Here is a 16,976-nt window from a genome sequence, read left to right as displayed (position 1 = left end):
ACTATTGCGTTGTGGTGAAAGTCACAGCACCAAGGACATGAATGTACACTTGTGCACTGAAATTTTTATTCAAGCCCCTTTTGAGGCTTGTTCGGGTGCCTAAGACTGCCGCACTTTCGCTTTTCACGCCAGTCGCAGATGGTCGAAAGGCCCACACTACGACACCCAGCGCTGCAGAATCTGCTGCAGATCATTACGTTTGAACGGCTTCGCCAGATAATCGTTCATGCCCGCCGCCAGGCAGGTTTCGCGGTCACCCTGCAAGGCGTTGGCGGTCAGGGCGATGATCGGCACTTCGCTGTGTCCCGGCAGGCGCCGGATCTGTCGCGTGGCTTCGTAGCCATCGATGATCGGCAAGCGGCAATCCATCAGAATCACTTCGAAATCATTGTCTGCAGCGCTGCTCACGGCCTGCGCGCCATCGGTGGCGACGCTGACAGTAAAGCCCAGACTGCGCAGCATCGCTTCGATAACGGTCTGATTGACCGGATTGTCTTCCACCAGCAAGACATTGCGACCTTCACCATGGGCCTTGCCGTTGAGCGCGCGTGGCGCGGCCAGTGGCGGCAGCGCCTGCTTATAGAGGGCCAGCGGGATTTCCAGGGTGAACACCGAACCGCGACCTTCCTCGCTCTGCGCGCGCAAGGTGCCGCCCATGCGTTCAGCGAGGGTGCGCGCGATCGGCAGGCCGAGGCCGGTGCCGCCGTAACGCCGCGAAATCGAGCTGTCGGCCTGCTGGAAGGCGTTGAACATCAGCTCCAGGCTCGCCGACGAGATACCAATGCCGCTGTCGCGCACCGAGCAGGTGAACCACAGCAACTCGTGGTCCAGCGATTGCCATTGCGCCTCGATGCTGACCCGGCCCTGTTCGGTGAACTTCAGCGCGTTGCCGACCAGGTTGACCAGAATCTGCCGGATCCGTGTCGGATCGCCCTGCACCTGCAAACCGCGCATGTCGTCGGGAATTTGCAGGTGCAATGCCAGGCCGCGTTGCACCGCACTGTGCTGGAACGACTGCGCGCAGGCACCGATCAGCTCGGTGAGGTTGAAAGGTATGTGCTCCAGTTCCAGTTCCGAACGTTCGATCCGCGAGAAGTCGAGAATGTCGTTGATGACCTTCAGCAAATGCTCGGTGGACTCCGACGCGAGGGCGGCATATTCGATCTGCTCCTCGGTCATCTCGGTGGTTTCGAGCAATTGCAGCATGCCCAGTACGCCGTTCATGGGGGTGCGCAGTTCATGGCTCATCATCGCGAGGAAATCGGATTTGGCGTTGTTGGCCTTTTCCGCTTCTTCGCGGGTCTGGATCAATTGCGCCATGGCCTGATGCTGTTCGCGGCTGGCCTGCTCCAGCGCCTGGGCGAGGTTGTTGATGTGCTGCGACAAGGCGCCCAGTTCGGTGTCATCGACAATCGGCAGCGGGGTTTTATAGTCGCCGTCCTGAATCGCCTTGACCGCGTTGCCGATGTCGCGAATCGGCTGCGACAGGCTGCCGGCCAGACGCCGCGCCAGGACAAAGGTGAAGAGCAGGGCGAACAGCGCCAGAATCCCGGCCTTGAGCAGAATTTCCTGCTGGCGCTGACTGAAGGCATCGTTGGACAGACCGACAATCACGCGTCCCAGATAATCCTCGGCGGCCGCTCCATTGCTGACTTTGCCGTCCTGAAAGAAATCATTGTGCAGGGAGATTCGCTGCAGCCGTACCGGCGCCTGAAACACTTCGACCTGATGCGGGCGATTGTGCGTGTCCGCTGGTTGCTCGACGTACACCAGAATCCGGTTGGCGCTGTCCTGTACTTCGAGAAAACGCACATTGGGCGTGGCCAGCGTGGCTTTGAGCAGACTTTCCAGCACTTCGTTGTTGCCGGAAATCACCCCGTACTCGGTGGCGGGCGCAAGTTGGTTGGCGATCAGTTGGCCGGTGTGATTCAGTTCCTGGCGCAAATCCTGGATGCGCACAAAGGTGAAGAAGCTGATCAACAGCAAGGTCAGCAACAACGCCGGGCCCAGGCTGATCAACTGAGTGCGGGTGTTGATGTCCCAACGGCGACGGAAACTCATGGGCGGCGTTCTCCTTCAGCCAGCGCTCTGGCGACAGACGCATCATTCAGCGGTTCGATACCTAGTGAACGAGCCACCTGCGCATTACTTGAAACGTTAAAACGTGCGGGGTAGAGCGATCGCGGCCATGTAGTCGAGGGCTGGTCGAGCAATTGATCGAGGATCGCCAGCCAGTCGTTCTGATCGCTGTAGCTGCTGGCCAGACTGCCGGCACGGACGAAGGCGACGTTGGGGCCGACCAGCGCGACTTGCCGCGAGTAGCTGCTGAGCAAGAGGTTTTTCGCGGTCTTCGGGTTGTACAGATCGGGATCGTCGAGGCCCAGCAACACGTCGCTGTTTTTCAGCACGGCTTGCAGCGGACGACTGTCGAGGGTGTTGTCCCAGCGCTGGCTGACGATTTGCAGATTCAGCGGTTGTGCGGCCAGATTCAGTTCTTTCAGCAGAAACTCGCTGTGCTGATCAAACAGCACACCGACCCGCCGTGCCTGCGGCAAAATCCTTCGGATCAATTGCAGTTGCCGACTCAGCGGCGGATCGCTCCACAGCAGGCTCAAGTGCGCAGGTTCGGCGTCACCAAAGCGCTGGCGGGCCTGCAGGCGGCTGATGCGCAACACCAGCGTTGCCGGGCCTTTGGAATCTTGCAGGCGCCAGTCGAGACTCGGCAGATCGAGCAGGATCAGGCGCAGGCTGGCCGGCAGTTTACCCGGTGCCGGCAGACTGGCCAGCGGCTGGAAACGCACGTTGTCGGTCGGACGCAATTCGCTCAATGCCTGTACGAACGCTTGCACGCCAGGACTTTCCTCGGCGCCGGTCAGCAGAATGTCCGCAGCCTGCACCGCGACACCGTGCAGCCACGCGGTCAAAAACAGACAGACCCCGGCCAGCCAGTGGCCCAGGGTTGGCGTCTTCCGTGACAGGCCGTTGCGCATCCTAGAACTCCAGCTCGGCGCTGAAGTACATCACCCGGCGTTCGTCGTAGTTGTTATCGACGAAGGTGGTGGGCTCGTGGTCGAGGCGCTGTTGCAGCACTCCGGCCAATTGCAACTGTGCCTTGCCCAGCGGGATGCGTTTGGCGATGCGTGTGTCGACGCGTTCGAAGCGGTAGCCATTGAGCGCGTTGTCACCGTAATAGAAGAGGGCGCTGTTCCAGCCGTGGCCCCAGTCGCGCAGCCAGCCGGCGGAACCGCTGTTGCGTGAGGTGAATTGCTGATCCAGCGGATTGCTCGCCTCGGCATCGACAAAGGCGTAAGTGAAACGCAAGCGGTCGGCCCGGCTCACGCGCCAGTCGAGCTGGGTTTCAGTACCGCGAAAACGTGAGCTGTTGGCGTTGCTGGCGATGTACTGGTTATTGCGCAATGGCTCGCTGATCATCCCGGTTATTTCGTCGTAGAACAGCTTTACGTCGAGTGCCAGGCCGAGTTCGGCAAAATAGCCGTTGTAGCCCAGCTCGCGCGAGCGCATGTGTTCCTGATCGAGATCGCCCGGGCCGCGCGTCTTGACGAAGTAACGCGCCGAAGACTGTCCGTAGGCCGAGGGCCGCAGGTTGTTGACCTGATAGCTCCAGTTGACATTGTTCTCGAACATGTCCGGTGAGCGGATCGCTTCCGAGTACACCGCGCGCAGGCCATGGCGCGGATTGATCAGATAGTTGACGGCAAAGCGCGGCGTCAGCGAGCTGCCGATCAGTTGCGTGTCTTCGAACATCGCCCCGCCCTGTAACAGCCAGTGTTCAGTGGCGCGCCATTCGAGTTGGCCGAACGCGCGCCAAGTGGTGTCGTCCAGCGTGCCATTGAAATAGGTTTCGGAGTCGGCGCGGTCGTAACGATAGTTCATGCCGCTGACCAGACGCAGGCTGTCGGACAGGCTGAGGGTATCCTGCAACTCCAGGTCGTAGCGCGATTCGCGGGCGCTCTGGTCGATGTCGCCGCACAGGGTCTGGCTGGCACCGTTGCGCCATTGATCGAGCACCTGATTCGCCAGGGCCATTTCCTGCGGGGTGCCGGGCGCCGCGCCGGGGCCGGTAAACCGGGTGATGTTGCGCGCCAGACGTTCGGTGTAATTCGGGTCGAGTTGCCACAGTTGGGTCAACTCCGGGCTGAACGACACCTCGGCGTCACAGGCGCGCCAGGTTTGCTGACGATCCCAGTGTTGCGCCGAGCCTTGTATATAGAGGCTGTGTTCCGGGTTGATGTCGAGATTCCAGCGCACCGAACCGGCGTAATCCTTGGCCACCACGTCGGAATTGTTGCCGGCGGCGGTAATCCCCGAGAACACCGGACGGTAGGTGTAGGGCCGCTGGTTGCTGCCATCTTTGGCGTTGACCTGCCAGTCGAGACTCTGGTCGTCGCTGAGGCTGTGGCTGACCGCAAGACTGAAACGGTTCAGACGGCGGCTGTCGCGATAATCGGCGCCGCTGCGATCCGTGTCGAAGCCGTCGTCTTCCTGGCCGGACAGCGACAGGCGCAAATCGCCGCCATTCCAGCCAGTGCCCTGACTGGCGTAGAAATCGTTGATGCCACGTTGGCCACGGCTGTATTTCAGGCGTGTGCCGTGGCTGTCCGCCGGGTTGCGGGTGATGATGTTGACCACCGCCATCAGCGCGTTGGCGCCATAGCTGACGGTATTCGGGCCGCGAAAGACTTCGATGCGCTCGATGTCTTCCATGGCCACCGGGATGTCACTCCAGTCCACCGTGGCCAACCCTGCGCGGTACACCGAGCGGCCGTCGATCAGCACCTGCATGCGCCGCGCTTCAGTGGCGTTGGTGCCGTGGTAATTGACCGCCGCCTGATTGCCGCTGATGTTGCCGACCATCATCCCCGGTACCAGCCGGAGCAATTCGCTGATGTCGCGGGCGCCGCTGGCATCGATCAATTCGCTGTCGATGACGGTCATGCTCCCGGGCACTTCTGCCGGTGTCTGTTTCAGGCGCGTGGCCGTCAGCACTTGCGGCAACGTTTCGCTGTCGACAAACAGGTCGTCCGCCTGCACCAGCGGGCTGAACAGCAGCGCCAGCAGCAGGGTCGAACGCGGTGGGGGAGGAGCAAAAAACACAACGCAGCCTTGATCGTAAAGATTTGGCGCGCATGTTAACCGAGGGCAGCGACTTTTCCAGTCACGTTGCAGGCATTTTCCTCGGTTTTATTGGTCTTCTGCCTACAAGTGTCGGTAATTGTTGCTGGGGCTGGCCGCGACTCGGTCGCCCCGTATAATGCCGGCATCGCCACTGGTATGGATTAACGGATTGCATATGACTGAACAGCGCCCGATTGCGGTCCTGGGAGGCGGAAGTTTTGGTACCGCCGTGGCCAACCTGTTGGCCGAGAACGGCCATCAAGTCCTGCAGTGGATGCGTGACCCGGAGCAGGCCGAGGCCATCCGCGTCAATCGCGAAAACCCGCGTTACCTCAAAGGCATCAAGATTCTGCCAGGCGTGACCGCTGTCACTGACCTGCAAGCCACCCTCGACGCCTGCGATTTGTGCTTTGTCGCGCTGCCGTCCAGCGCGTTGCGCACGGTCTTGGCCGCTCACGCCGAGCGCTTGCGCGGCAAGATGCTGGTCAGCCTGACCAAGGGCATCGAAGCGCAGACCTTCAAATTGATGAGCCAGATCCTCGAAGAGATCGCCCCGCAGGCACGCATCGGCGTGCTGTCCGGACCGAACCTGGCGCGCGAGATCGCCGAACATGCGCTGACCGCGACGGTGGTCGCCAGCGAAGACGAAGAACTCTGCAGGCAAGTGCAAGCGGCTTTGCACGGTCGCACCTTCCGCGTTTACGCGAGCGCCGACCGCTTCGGCGTCGAGTTGGGCGGGGCGTTGAAAAACGTTTACGCGATCATCGCCGGCATGGCCGTCGCACTGGAGATGGGCGAGAACACCAAGAGCATGTTGATCACCCGCGCGTTGGCCGAGATGACCCGGTTTGCGGTGAATCAGGGCGCGAACCCGATGACTTTTCTCGGGCTGGCCGGCGTCGGCGATCTGATCGTCACCTGCTCGTCGCCGAAGAGCCGCAACTATCAGGTCGGTTTCGCCCTCGGTCAGGGCTTGAGCCTTGACGAAGCGGTGTCGCGCCTCGGTGAAGTCGCCGAAGGGGTCAACACCCTGAAAGTGCTCAAGGCAAAATCCCAGGAGGTCGGCGTGTACATGCCGCTGGTCGCCGGGCTGCATGCGATCCTGTTCGAAGGACGCACCCTGGAGCAGGTCATCGGTCTACTGATGCGGGCCGAACCGAAAACCGACGTCGACTTTATTTCCACCAGCGGTTTCAACTGATTCAGCGTTTATCTACGGACAGGGGAGCAAGCCATGCACGATCCGAAAACCGAAGCCAAGTACGAATCCATCCTCCTGCGTGTGCTGTGGATGATCGTCTACGTGCTGGTCTGGCAAGTGGCGCAGTTCATCCTCGGCGCGGTGGTGCTGGTACAACTGATCTATCGTTTGATCTATGGCGCGCCGAGCGCCAGCCTGATGAATTTCGGCGACAGCCTGAGTCAGTTCCTGGCCCAGATCGGCCGTTTCGGCAGCTTTCACAGCGACCAGAAACCCTGGCCGTTCGCCGACTGGCCAGCGCCGCGTACCCCGGAAGGTGAAGCGCCGCACGCCGTGCCGCCAGCACCGCATCCGGTTCGAGATGAGGAACCCAAGCTATGAAACTCTGGGTATTGCGTCACGGTGAGGCCGTGCCTTACGGCTCGTGCCCCGACTCCGAACGGGAGCTGACCGATCACGGTCGCAAGGAAGCCTTGAGCAGCGCGGCGCGCTTGATCGGCCAGCCGCTCACGGCGATTTACGCCAGCCCTTATCTGCGCGCGCAACAGACCGCGCAGATTGTTCGCGAGGCGCTGGGGTTCGAGCCGCAGATTCGTACGGTCGAGTGGCTGACGCCGGAGGTTGATCCGGACAAGGTCACCGATCAACTGATGTCGGTGAGCAATGTGCTGCTGGTCAGCCATAACCCGCTGGTGGGCAATCTGCTGAGCTATCTGCAACATGGCGCCGGGTATCCGCCGGAGAAGGTCAGTACTGCGGGGTTGGCGGAGCTGGAAAGTCCTGAATTGCTGATTGGCTCGATGACCCTTAACAGCCTCAAACATCCTTAAAAGATCGTCCGAACGCGGCCCGAACCTGCGGCAGCTCCTACCTTGGAATGCATTTCCCTGTAGGAGCTGCCGAAGGTTCGGGCCGCGTTCGGACGATCTTTTGATCTTATTTCTTTTGGTAAAAAATCCAACCAAGCACTTGCTTGGTTGACTACGCTTGCTCCAGACCCAAAAAACAGGAGCGAGTCGCATGTCTGCCGCATTCCGTTTGCCGCTGGACGTGTTCTACGAACGTGAAGCGCGGCACCCGCGTCAGCGCTTTCTCGTGCAACCGATCGGCGGCGGGCAGGTCGAGACGTTGACCTGGGCCGATGTTGGCCACCAGGCCCGTTGCGCCGCACACTGGTTGCGCGCGCGGGAGTTGCCGCAAGGCAGCCATATCGCCCTGATCTCGAAAAACTGCGCACACTGGATCATCGCCGACCTCGCGATCTGGATGGCCGGGCATGTCTCAGTGCCGCTGTATCCCAACCTCACCGCCGAGTCCGTGGCGCAAGTGCTCACGCACTCGGAAAGCGTGCTGGCGTTTATTGGCAAGCTTGATGATTGGCCGAGCATGTCCAAAGGCGTGCCGGCCGATCTGCCGACCATCAGCCTGCCGCTGCACCCACCGGGCGATTTCGATTTCAACTGGGCGGACTTGCAACGCAGCTCGCCGATTCAGGACGATCCGCATCCTGCCGCCGAGCAGCTGGCAACCATCATCTATACCTCCGGCACCACAGGCTTGCCGAAAGGCGTGATGCACAGCTTTGCCAATCTCGGTTTTGCCACCACGCGCGGTACGCAATTGTTCGGGCTCAATGAGAATGACCGGCTGCTGTCGTACCTGCCGCTGTGCCACGTCGCCGAACGCATGTTCGTTGAATTGGCGTCGATCTACACCGGACAGACCGTATTCTTTGCCGAGAGCCTCGACACCTTCATCACTGATCTGCAGCGTGCACGGCCGACGGCGATGTTTGGCGTGCCACGGATCTGGACCAAATTCCAGATGGGCGTGTACAGCAAGATCCCGGCAAAGCGCCTGGATTTTCTGCTTGGCCTGCCTTTCATCGGCAAACGGGTAGGGCACAAAGTACTCGCCGGTCTGGGGCTGGACGCTTTGCGCGTGGCGTTGTCCGGCGCGGCGCCGGTGCCGCAGACCTTGCTCGGTTGGTATCAGAAACTCGGACTCGACGTGCTAGAGGTCTACGGCATGACCGAGAGCTGCGGTTACTCGCACATCTGCCTGCCGGGGCAATACAAACAAGGCTGGATCGGTAAACCGTGCCCGGATGTCGAGGTACGCATCGATGAGTCCGGAGAGGTGCAGGTGCGCAGTCAGGCGAACATGCTCGGCTACTTCAAGGAGCCGCAGAAAACCGCCGAGACCCTGACCAGCGACGGCTTTCTGCGCACTGGCGACAAGGGTGAACAGGATGCCGAAGGGCGTCTGCGCCTGACCGGACGGCTCAAGGAAATCTTCAAGACCAGCAAAGGCAAATACGTCGCCCCGGCGCCGATCGAGAATCGGCTGGCGGTGCATTCGCGGATCGAGCAAGTGTGCGTGGTCGGCGATGGCCTGAGCGCGCCGCTGGGGCTGTGCGTGCTGTCGTCGGTCAGTCAGGAGGAGGGCCGGGCGAGCCTGCATTCGAGCTTGGAAAAACTTCTGGAAGAGGTCAATGCCGTGCTCGACAAGCACGAACGCCTGCGCCGGCTGGTGGTGGTCAAGGACAGCTGGGCAGTGGAAAACGGCTTCCTCACGCCGACCCTGAAAATCAAACGCAACGTCATTGAAGACACTTACGGCGCCCGCTTCGAGGAATGGAGCGAGCGCAGTGAGGCGGTGCTGTGGCAGGATTGAGCGACGACCAAAACAACCAAGGAAGTCTGCGATGAGCTTGTGGCGTACCACTCCCAACATCGAGCAGTTGAACGCGATCCAGAAGAACACCATCGGTGAAGTGCTGGACATCCGCTTCGAAGCGTTCGACGAAGAATCGCTGACCGCGAGCATGGTCATCGACCATCGTACGCACCAGCCATACGGCTTGCTGCACGGCGGCGCGTCCGTGGTGCTGGCGGAAACCGTCGGCTCCATGGCCAGTTACCTGTGCATCGATGCCAGCAAGTTTTATTGCGTGGGGCTTGAGATCAATGCCAACCATTTGCGCGGCTTGCGCAGTGGGCGGGTGACGGCGGTGGCCAAGCCGATTCATATCGGGCGGACCACGCACGTGTGGGATATCCGCTTGACCAGCGATGAGGGCAAGGCCAGTTGTGTGTCGCGGTTGACCATGGCAGTGGTGCCGCTGGGTGAGCAGCCACCCTCACCCTAACCCTCTCCCAGAGGGAAAAGGGGACTGACCGGGCTGGATGTTCGAGTTGTGCCGACCTGAGTTATCGAGCCGAACTCAGGTTTTGAAATTCATGCAGATCTGCTCCCTTTCCCCCTCGCCCCCTTGGGGGAGAGGGTTGGGGTGAGGGGGGAAGCAATCTCCCTGACACACCATCACGCTGACCGGACTGTCATCATTCCTGGCAGTTACGGTCATTGCTGTGTGACGCGGTCTTACGGACAATCAACGCCACGTTTCCCGCCCATGGATTTACCGGTATGTCGCAACCGATCTTTTTCGCCCACGCCAACGGGTTTCCTTCGGGCACCTATGGCAAGTTGTTCGCGGCGCTGGCGCCCGAGTACCGGGTCGCGCATCTGGAACAGCATGCCCATGACCCGCGCTTTCCGGCGGATGACAACTGGTACAACCTGGTTGACGAGTTGATCCACCATTTGCAGCAACAGGATCAACCGGTGTGGGGTGTCGGCCATTCCTTCGGCGGTGTGCTGCATCTGCACGCGGCGCTGCGTTGCCCTGAGCTGTATCGCGGCGTGGTGATGCTCGATTCGCCAGTGCTGACCCGCACCGACCAGTGGGTGATCCGTGCCGCCAAGCGCTTTGGTTTCATCGACAAACTGACGCCGGCCGGGCGCACATTGGGCCGGCGTGAAGAGTTCGCCGATCTCGACAGTGCGCGCAGCTACTTTGCCGGTAAAACGCTGTTCCGGGGATTCGATCCGGAATGCTTCGATGCCTACCTGCAACACGGCTTGCACCAGGTCGGCGACAAGCTGCGCCTGCGTTTCGACCCGGCCACTGAAATCAGCATCTATCGTGGCGTGCCGCACACCAGCCCAGGTCGCACCCGACAACTGCAGGTGCCACTGGCGGTGGTGCGCGGGCACAAGAGCCGTGTGGTCATGCGTCATCACACCCGCTTCGTTTCGCGTCTGGCACAAGGCGAGGCGTTGAGCATGCCCGGCGGGCACATGTTCCCGCTGGAGCGTCCGCAGGACACCGCGCGGCTATTGAAGAACCTGTTTACCCGTTGGGAAAACCGTCTGGACAAGGATTGCGCATGAGCCCGACCTTCGAAGAAGTGCGCCTGAGCCTGCCGCATATCGAGCTGGCGGCGCATTTGTTCGGCCCCGAGGACGGTTTGCCGGTCATTGCCCTGCATGGCTGGCTCGACAACGCCAACAGCTTCGCGCGGCTGGCGCCAAAGCTCAAAGGCTTGCGCATCATCGCCCTGGACATGGCCGGGCACGGGCATTCCGCGCATCGGCCAAAGGGCGCCGGTTATGCGTTGTGGGATTACGCCCATGACGTCTTGCAAGTCGCCGAGCAACTCGGCTGGAAGCGTTTCGGCCTGCTTGGGCATTCAATGGGCGCGATCGTGTCCATGGTGTTGGCGGGATCGATGCCGGAGCGCATCAGCCATCTGGCGTTGATCGACGGCGTGATTCCTCCTACAGACAAAGGCGAAAACGCTGCCGAGCGCATGGGCATGGCCTTACAGGCGCAGCTGGATCTGCGTGAGAAACGCAAACCGGTCTACAGCACCCTCGACCGCGCCATCGAAGCGCGGATGAAAGGGCTGGTCGCGGTCAGTCGTGAGGCGGCTGAACTGTTGGCGCAGCGCGGATTGATGCCGGTACCTGGCGGCTACACCTGGCGCAGCGACAATCGTCTAACCCTGGCATCCCCGTTGCGGCTGACCGAGGAACAGGCGATGGCGTTCGTGGCGCGCATCGGTTGTCCGGCGCAATTGGTGGTCGCGGCCGACGGCATGCTGGCCAAACATCCCCAACTGCTGGAACGTCTACCCTTTAGCAGGGAACAGCTGCCGGGCGGGCACCATTTGCACCTGAACGATGAGGCCGGTGCGAGTCTTGTCGCAGACTGTTTCAATCGCTTCTTCGCCATTCCTTGACTTGCCGTTGGCAACTGTCGAGGCTGGGCGGGTTGAAATGGGAGACAACCACGATGGATTTCTATACCGCTACGACCCCGCCTAGCCACGCCATGCCGATCCGATGAGGCTGCCCATGCGGTCACTCAGTCTGCTGGCGCTGTGCTGTTTCAGTTCCCTTTCGTTCGCTGCCGATGTGCCGGGCAGCCAGGATTTGCAGATCGTGCCACGTCTGGCCGATGCGCAAATCGTCGACTATCGCCCTCCGGCCGAGCTGGAGCGCATCTATCCGTTGGGCGCGATCCGCAAGATCAGCGGCCAGTTACGCTTCGACGGCCAAGTCACTGCGCGTGGCCAGACCACCTCGGTGACCTACGAGTTGCCACCCGAACATTCCGCCACCGAGGCCTTTACCGCTGCCCGCGAAGCCTTGCAAAAGCAGGACGCCGAGTTGCTGTTCTGGTGTCAGGCCCGCGATTGTGGCGAAAGCAGCCTGTGGGCCAACGAAGTGTTCGGTAATTCCAAGCTGTACGGCGCCGACGAGCAGCAGGCGTATCTGTTGCTGAGGCTGGCGGCACCGAAAGACAACACGCTGGTGGCGCTCTACAGCATCACTCGCGGCAATCGCAAAGCCTATCTGCATGTCGAGCAGTTCGAAGCGGTGGCACCGCTGGGCGAGTTGCTGCCGACCTCGGCGACCCTGTTGCGCCAACTCAAAAGTACCGGCGAACTGGATTTACCGAAATTGGTGAATGATCCCGACGACACCTGGTTGCGCCTGATTTCCCGTGGCCTGAACCTCGACACGACATTGCGCGTGACGGTTTCCGGGCCCAAGGCCGAAGCCTGGCGCCAGGCCCTGATCAATCAGGGCGTGCGTGCTGCGCGGATGGAAACCGCCAGTGTCGACGGTGCCGGTCTGCGCATCGACCTGTTGCGATAAGCTCTGCCGGGCGAGCACGCGCGGCGTGTTCGCCTACTCTTGGCCTGACTGACTTTTTCGGAATCCTACATGCTCAATAACGATCGCCTGCTGGTGCAGATCCTGCTTCTGGTGTTGTTCGGCGCCAGCCTGTGGGTGATGGCGCCGTTCTGGTCGGCGCTGTTCTGGGGCGCGGTGCTGGCGTTCGCCAGTTGGCCACTGATGCGCCTGTTGACCCGCTGGCTGAATGGCCGCGAATCGTTGGCGGCGGCGATTTTGACCTTGGGCTGGATGTTGCTGGTGGCGGCACCCTTGGTCTGGCTGGGTTTCAACCTGGCCGACCATGTGCGCGATGCCACGGCGTTCATCAAGGATGTGCAGGTCGATGGCTTGCCGGAAGCGCCGGTATGGCTGGGGACTGTGCCGTTTGTCGGCGAGCGGCTGGTCGGCCTCTGGAACAGCATCGATCAGCAGGGCGCGGCACTGATGGTCTCGGTAAAACCGTATCTGGGGCAGGTCGGCAACTGGCTGCTGGCGCGCAGTGCGCAGATCGGCGGCGGGATTCTCGAGCTGACGCTGAGCATTGTCTTCGTGTTCTTTTTCTACCGTGACGGTCCGCGCCTGGCCGCTTTCGTGCACAGCCTGCTGGAACGTCTGATCGGTGAGCGTGCCGGCTATTACATCGAACTGGTGGCCGGGACGGTGCAGCGGGTGGTCAACGGGGTCATCGGCACGGCGGCGGCGCAGGCGATTCTGGCGTTGATCGGGTTTTTGATTGCCGGGGTGCCAGGTGCCCTGGTGTTGGGGATCGTGACGTTTCTGCTGAGCCTGATTCCGATGGGCCCGCCATTGGTGTGGGTGCCCGCTACGGCCTGGCTGGCGTGGAAAGGTGAATATGGAATGGCGGTGTTTCTCGGAATCTGGGGGACGTTTGTCATCAGTGGCGTGGATAACGTACTCAAGCCGTATCTGATCAGCCGCGGGGGCAATTTGCCGTTGGTGATTGTGTTGCTTGGGGTGTTCGGCGGGTTGATTGCGTTTGGCTTTATCGGGTTGTTTATCGGGCCTACGTTGTTGGCGGTGGCTTATAGCTTGTTGACGGACTGGAGCAAGAGTCAGGGGCGGGTCGAGGAACGGCGGTAACCGAAACCAGGTTGGGAGCACGGCATTTGCACATCCCCCCCTGTAGGAACTGCCGAAGGCTGCGATCTTTTGATCCTGGTTTTCAATAGCAAGAGCAAAAGATCGCAGCCTTCGGCAGCTCCTACAGGGGCAGATTTTACGTGGCGACGTTGAGGTATTTGCCGACCGAGGCAGTGTTGTCGAGTGAGTACTGTTTGCTCAGGTTGGCGATCATGCGATTCAGCGCTTCGGTGGTGCTTTGAGTCGAGGCGGTCTGTTCTTCATCCGGGCGTTCGCGGCCGGCGTGCAAAGCGGCTTTCAATTCGTCGCTGCTGACGCCGCCGCTGCTGTCGCTATCCAGAACCTTGAGCAATGCTGCGCTGGTATCGGTGCTGCTCGTTGCAGTGCTGCTATCGCTGGCCTGCAGCGCGCTGTTCAGTTCGGTGGCGGTTACGTTGCCATCACCGTCGGCGTCGAGTTGGCTGAACAGTTCGTCGCTGTTGATTTGAGGCGGTGGCGGTGGTGGCGGGGTCAGGCTGGCGGTGAGTTCGTCCTGGCTGACGGTGCCGTCCTTGTTCTTGTCGAGGGCGGAAAAGATTTCGTTGCTGTCGGCGGTGCTGCCGGCGCTGGTCAGGCCGCTGCTCAGTTCGTCGCTGCTGATGGCGCCGTCGCCGTCAGTGTCGAGGGCGCTGATCAGGGCGTCAGCGAGGTCGGTGTTCGGTGCTTGATCTTGTGGCGGCGGTGGCGGCGCCATGGCGGTCATTTCTTCGGCGCTGAGGCTGCCGCTGTCGTCGCTGTCGAGATCGCCAAACTGTTTGCTCAGATTGACCAGCAGGCCGTCGTCGGACTTCTGCGACAGGGCGCTTTTCAGTTCGTCCTGATCCACTGCGCCATCGCCGTTACTGTCGAGCTTGGCGAACAGTTCTTTTTGCAGTTGCTGGCTGCGCGAGTTTTGCGTGGCGTTGCTGCTGGTGCTGGTATAGCTCGTGTAGTTGCTGACGCTACCGATCATCGGACTCACTCCCTGGAATGGAAAACCGGTGGGTGTACCGGCTTATGCAGCGTCAGGGCGCAAGTTGTCGGCGTTATGTGAGATTTGTACCGGTTGGTACACAGACAGGATTTCACCTCAATCCACTGTAGGAGTGAGCCTGCTCGCGATAACGGTATATCAGTGACATTTGGGGTGACTGACACACCGCTATCGCGAGCAGGCTCACTCCTACAGGGGTGGTGGTGTTCTCAGGGGCGTGGCAGGCGAATGATGGCCGTGAGACCGCCGCCGGGGGTTTCTTCCAGGTTCAGTTGTCCGCCCAATCGCTGCGCCGCCTCGCGGGCAATAGTCATGCCCAGGCCCACGCCACCGGAATTGCGATTACGCGAACCTTCCAGGCGATAAAACGGCTCGAACACGGCTTCACGCTTGTCCTCGGCAATCCCCGGGCCGTGGTCGATCACGCGGATCAGCAGTTGTTCGCGCTGATCCAGGAGTTCAATCCGTGCCTTCCCGGCATAGCGCAGGGCGTTGTCCATCAAGTTGTTGATGCACGAACGCAGGGCCATCGGCTGTACCTGCAGCGGGGCGCAATGGCCGCTGACTTGCACGTCTGCGTTCTGATCCTGAGCGTTTTCGCACAGCGACTCGACCAACGCCTGCACGTCCATCAACTGCAAGGCTTCGCTGGTGCGTTGTTCGTGCAGGTAGGTGAGGGTGGCGTCGAGCATGCCGATCATGTCGTCCAGATCCTGACGCATCTGGCCTTGCAGCTTTTCATCACTGATGTTTTCCAGGCGCAGTTTCAGGCGTGACAGGGGCGTGCGCAGGTCGTGCGATACCGCACCGAGCATGCGCGCACGCTGCTGCACCTGTTCGCGAATACGTTGCTGCATCAGATTGAAAGTGTGCGCCGCTTGCCGGGCTTCTTTCGGACCAGACTCGTCGAGCGGTGCACTGTCGAGGTTTTCACTCAGGCGTTCGGCGGCGTCGCTCAGGCGCTGGATGGGTCGACTCAACAGTTTGGCGCCGTACCACGCGGCGATCATCAGCGAGATGAACTGAAACGTCAGCGGCACCACCGGGCCACCGAACCATGGCCGCGGTGGTCGTTGCGGGTAACGCGGATCCGGCATCGGCCGCTGCCCTTCGACACCTTGGGAAAACTCCGGCGGCGGTGGCGGCGGGGGCGGGCCGTAGAGGTGAAACCAGGTGAACGCGAGCAAGTGCGCCAGGACGATCGCCGCGAACAGCATGCCAAACAGGCGGCCGAACAGCGTGTCGAAGCGCGCTCGCATCAGCCAATGTCTCTTGCGTCGAACAGGTAACCTTCACCGCGCACGGTCTTGATCAACTGCGGGGCTTTCGGATCGTCGCCGAGCTTCTGGCGCAGGCGCGAGACCAGCAGATCGATGCTGCGGTCGAAGGCCTCGATCGAACGACCTCGGGCGGCGTCGAGCAGTTGTTCGCGGCTGAGTACCCGGCGCGGGCGTTCGATAAACACCCAGAGCAGGCGGAATTCGGCGTTGGACAGCGGCACCACCAGGCCGTTGTCGGCGATCAATTGGCGCAGCACGCTGTTCAGGCGCCAGTTGTCGAAGCGAATGTTCGCCCGTTGCTCGGTACGGTCGTCACGCACCCGCCGCAGGATGGTCTGGATGCGCGCCACCAGCTCGCGCGGCTCGAACGGTTTGGCCATGTAGTCATCGGCGCCGAGTTCGAGGCCGATGATGCGGTCGGTGGGTTCGCAGCGGGCGGTGAGCATCAGGATCGGGATGTCCGATTCGGCGCGCAGCCAGCGGCACAGCGAAAGGCCGTCTTCGCCCGGCAGCATCAGGTCGAGCACGACAACGTCGAAATGTTCGGCCTGCATCGCCTGACGCATCGCTGCGCCATCGGTGACGCCGCTGGCGTGGATGTTGAAGCGCGCGAGGTAATCGATCATCAGCTCGCGGATCGGCACGTCATCGTCGACGATCAGCGCACGAATGCTCCAGCGCTTGTCGTCTTTAGGCTCATCAGTCGCGGTCGTTTGGGTGTTGTGCATGGGGCTGTTCATCTGCCAGTAGGCCGCCAACCACAAAGATGGGCTGCGAGGTTGTGGTTTCAGCATAGGCGTCCGGCCGTGAGGCGGGAAGTGCTGATGTAAGGACGTGTTGCGGCTGGCGAGGCTAGCGCCGGTGCTTGTTGCTGGCATGTCGGTTGTGTATCGGAGTCGACACAATAGCAGCGGGCGCTATGCTGATCACGGTTGGTGCGACGATTTACCGATCATCGGGTGCCGCGCCGCCGCCGGTTCCGCTACAATGCGCGCCGATTTCGACCTGCCTGAGAGCCCATTCATGTCCGCCTGCCAGACTCCTATCATCGTCGCCCTGGATTTCCCCACCCGTGACGCCGCACTGAAGCTGGCCGACCAGTTGGACCCAAAACTGTGCCGGGTCAAAGTGGGCAAGGAACTGTTCACCAGTTGCGCCCTTGCTGGACGCGCCCGAGCAGACACTGAGTTCCCCGGAAACGGTAATTGCCCGTGTG

Annotated in this window: 16 protein-coding genes; 10 read left to right on the top strand and 6 right to left on the bottom strand. The window is 61.2% G+C overall.

Annotated features, from left to right (window positions below):
- Positions 1-156: 156 nt before the first annotated feature.
- From ACIPZE_RS17955 to ACIPZE_RS17945, 3 genes are read right to left on the bottom strand one after another with little or no spacing between them, the layout of a single operon-like run.
- Positions 157-2,061 carry a response regulator gene (locus ACIPZE_RS17955; RefSeq protein ID WP_283439134.1) on the bottom strand — a complete coding sequence of 635 codons (1,905 nt, stop codon included), beginning with the start codon at positions 2,059-2,061 and terminating at the stop codon, positions 157-159.
- Complete coding sequence (locus ACIPZE_RS17950; protein ID WP_400774299.1) at positions 2,058-2,990, bottom strand: ABC transporter substrate-binding protein; 933 nt, start codon at positions 2,988-2,990, stop codon at positions 2,058-2,060. Before ACIPZE_RS17950 ends, ACIPZE_RS17955 begins: the two co-directional genes overlap by 4 nt.
- Position 2,991: 1 nt before the next feature.
- The gene (locus ACIPZE_RS17945; protein ID WP_400774296.1) at positions 2,992-5,115 is read right to left on the bottom strand and encodes a TonB-dependent receptor plug domain-containing protein; all 2,124 of its coding nucleotides are present in this window, start codon (positions 5,113-5,115) and stop codon (positions 2,992-2,994) included.
- A gap of 196 nt (positions 5,116-5,311) precedes the next feature.
- On the opposite strand from ACIPZE_RS17945, the gene ACIPZE_RS17940 reads away from it, so the two are divergent.
- The 9 genes from ACIPZE_RS17940 (at position 5,312) to ACIPZE_RS17900 (ending at position 13,468) form a co-directional block, all read left to right on the top strand.
- The gene (locus ACIPZE_RS17940) at positions 5,312-6,337 is read left to right on the top strand and encodes an NAD(P)H-dependent glycerol-3-phosphate dehydrogenase (RefSeq protein WP_400774293.1); all 1,026 of its coding nucleotides are present in this window, start codon (positions 5,312-5,314) and stop codon (positions 6,335-6,337) included.
- A gap of 33 nt (positions 6,338-6,370) precedes the next feature.
- Positions 6,371-6,718: a DUF4389 domain-containing protein gene (locus ACIPZE_RS17935; RefSeq protein ID WP_283439131.1), complete on the top strand. Its 348-nt coding sequence runs from the start codon at positions 6,371-6,373 to the stop codon at positions 6,716-6,718.
- Complete coding sequence (sixA, locus tag ACIPZE_RS17930; protein WP_283439130.1) at positions 6,715-7,167, top strand: phosphohistidine phosphatase SixA; 453 nt, start codon at positions 6,715-6,717, stop codon at positions 7,165-7,167. The genes ACIPZE_RS17935 and sixA overlap by 4 nt, the downstream gene beginning before the upstream one ends.
- A gap of 190 nt (positions 7,168-7,357) precedes the next feature.
- A complete protein-coding gene (locus ACIPZE_RS17925) occupies positions 7,358-9,013 on the top strand; it encodes an AMP-binding protein (protein ID WP_400774289.1) in 1,656 nt (551 codons plus the stop codon).
- Between the two features lie 31 nt (positions 9,014-9,044).
- On the top strand, positions 9,045-9,488 hold the full coding sequence (locus tag ACIPZE_RS17920) for a hotdog fold thioesterase (protein ID WP_095051070.1): 444 nt from the start codon (positions 9,045-9,047) through the stop codon (positions 9,486-9,488).
- 278 nt (positions 9,489-9,766) lie between these two features.
- Positions 9,767-10,573, top strand: coding sequence for an alpha/beta fold hydrolase (locus ACIPZE_RS17915; RefSeq protein ID WP_400774286.1), 807 nt, complete (start codon positions 9,767-9,769; stop codon positions 10,571-10,573).
- The gene (locus ACIPZE_RS17910; RefSeq protein WP_129395064.1) at positions 10,570-11,424 is read left to right on the top strand and encodes an alpha/beta hydrolase; all 855 of its coding nucleotides are present in this window, start codon (positions 10,570-10,572) and stop codon (positions 11,422-11,424) included. The genes ACIPZE_RS17915 and ACIPZE_RS17910 overlap by 4 nt, the downstream gene beginning before the upstream one ends.
- Positions 11,425-11,539: 115 nt before the next feature.
- Positions 11,540-12,346, top strand: a complete 807-nt coding sequence (locus ACIPZE_RS17905) for a DUF4892 domain-containing protein (RefSeq protein WP_283439127.1) — start codon at positions 11,540-11,542, stop codon at positions 12,344-12,346.
- Between the two features lie 69 nt (positions 12,347-12,415).
- Positions 12,416-13,468 carry an AI-2E family transporter gene (locus ACIPZE_RS17900; protein WP_400774283.1) on the top strand — a complete coding sequence of 351 codons (1,053 nt, stop codon included), beginning with the start codon at positions 12,416-12,418 and terminating at the stop codon, positions 13,466-13,468.
- A 136-nt stretch (positions 13,469-13,604) separates the two neighbouring features.
- On the opposite strand, the gene xopAW is transcribed toward ACIPZE_RS17900, so the two are convergent.
- From xopAW to ACIPZE_RS17885, 3 genes are all read right to left on the bottom strand, one after another.
- Positions 13,605-14,459 carry an EF-hand domain-containing protein gene (xopAW, locus tag ACIPZE_RS17895; RefSeq protein ID WP_283439125.1) on the bottom strand — a complete coding sequence of 285 codons (855 nt, stop codon included), beginning with the start codon at positions 14,457-14,459 and terminating at the stop codon, positions 13,605-13,607.
- Positions 14,460-14,689: 230 nt separating this feature from the next.
- On the bottom strand, positions 14,690-15,739 hold the full coding sequence (locus ACIPZE_RS17890; RefSeq protein ID WP_283439124.1) for a HAMP domain-containing sensor histidine kinase: 1,050 nt from the start codon (positions 15,737-15,739) through the stop codon (positions 14,690-14,692).
- Complete coding sequence (locus ACIPZE_RS17885) at positions 15,739-16,500, bottom strand: response regulator (protein ID WP_129395059.1); 762 nt, start codon at positions 16,498-16,500, stop codon at positions 15,739-15,741. Before ACIPZE_RS17885 ends, ACIPZE_RS17890 begins: the two co-directional genes overlap by 1 nt.
- Before the next feature lie 283 nt (positions 16,501-16,783).
- Between ACIPZE_RS17885 and ACIPZE_RS17880 the strand changes: the two genes are divergently transcribed.
- On the top strand, positions 16,784-16,976 hold a 193-nt coding region (locus ACIPZE_RS17880; protein WP_400774365.1), incomplete at its 3' end, for an orotidine 5'-phosphate decarboxylase / HUMPS family protein.

The sequence above is a fragment of the Pseudomonas sp. NPDC089741 genome (assembly GCF_044748825.1).
Lineage (GTDB): Bacteria > Pseudomonadota > Gammaproteobacteria > Pseudomonadales > Pseudomonadaceae > Aquipseudomonas > Aquipseudomonas helmanticensis.
The sequence above is the reverse complement of the archived record's forward strand: the minus strand, read 5'-3'. Positions and strand labels throughout refer to the sequence as shown.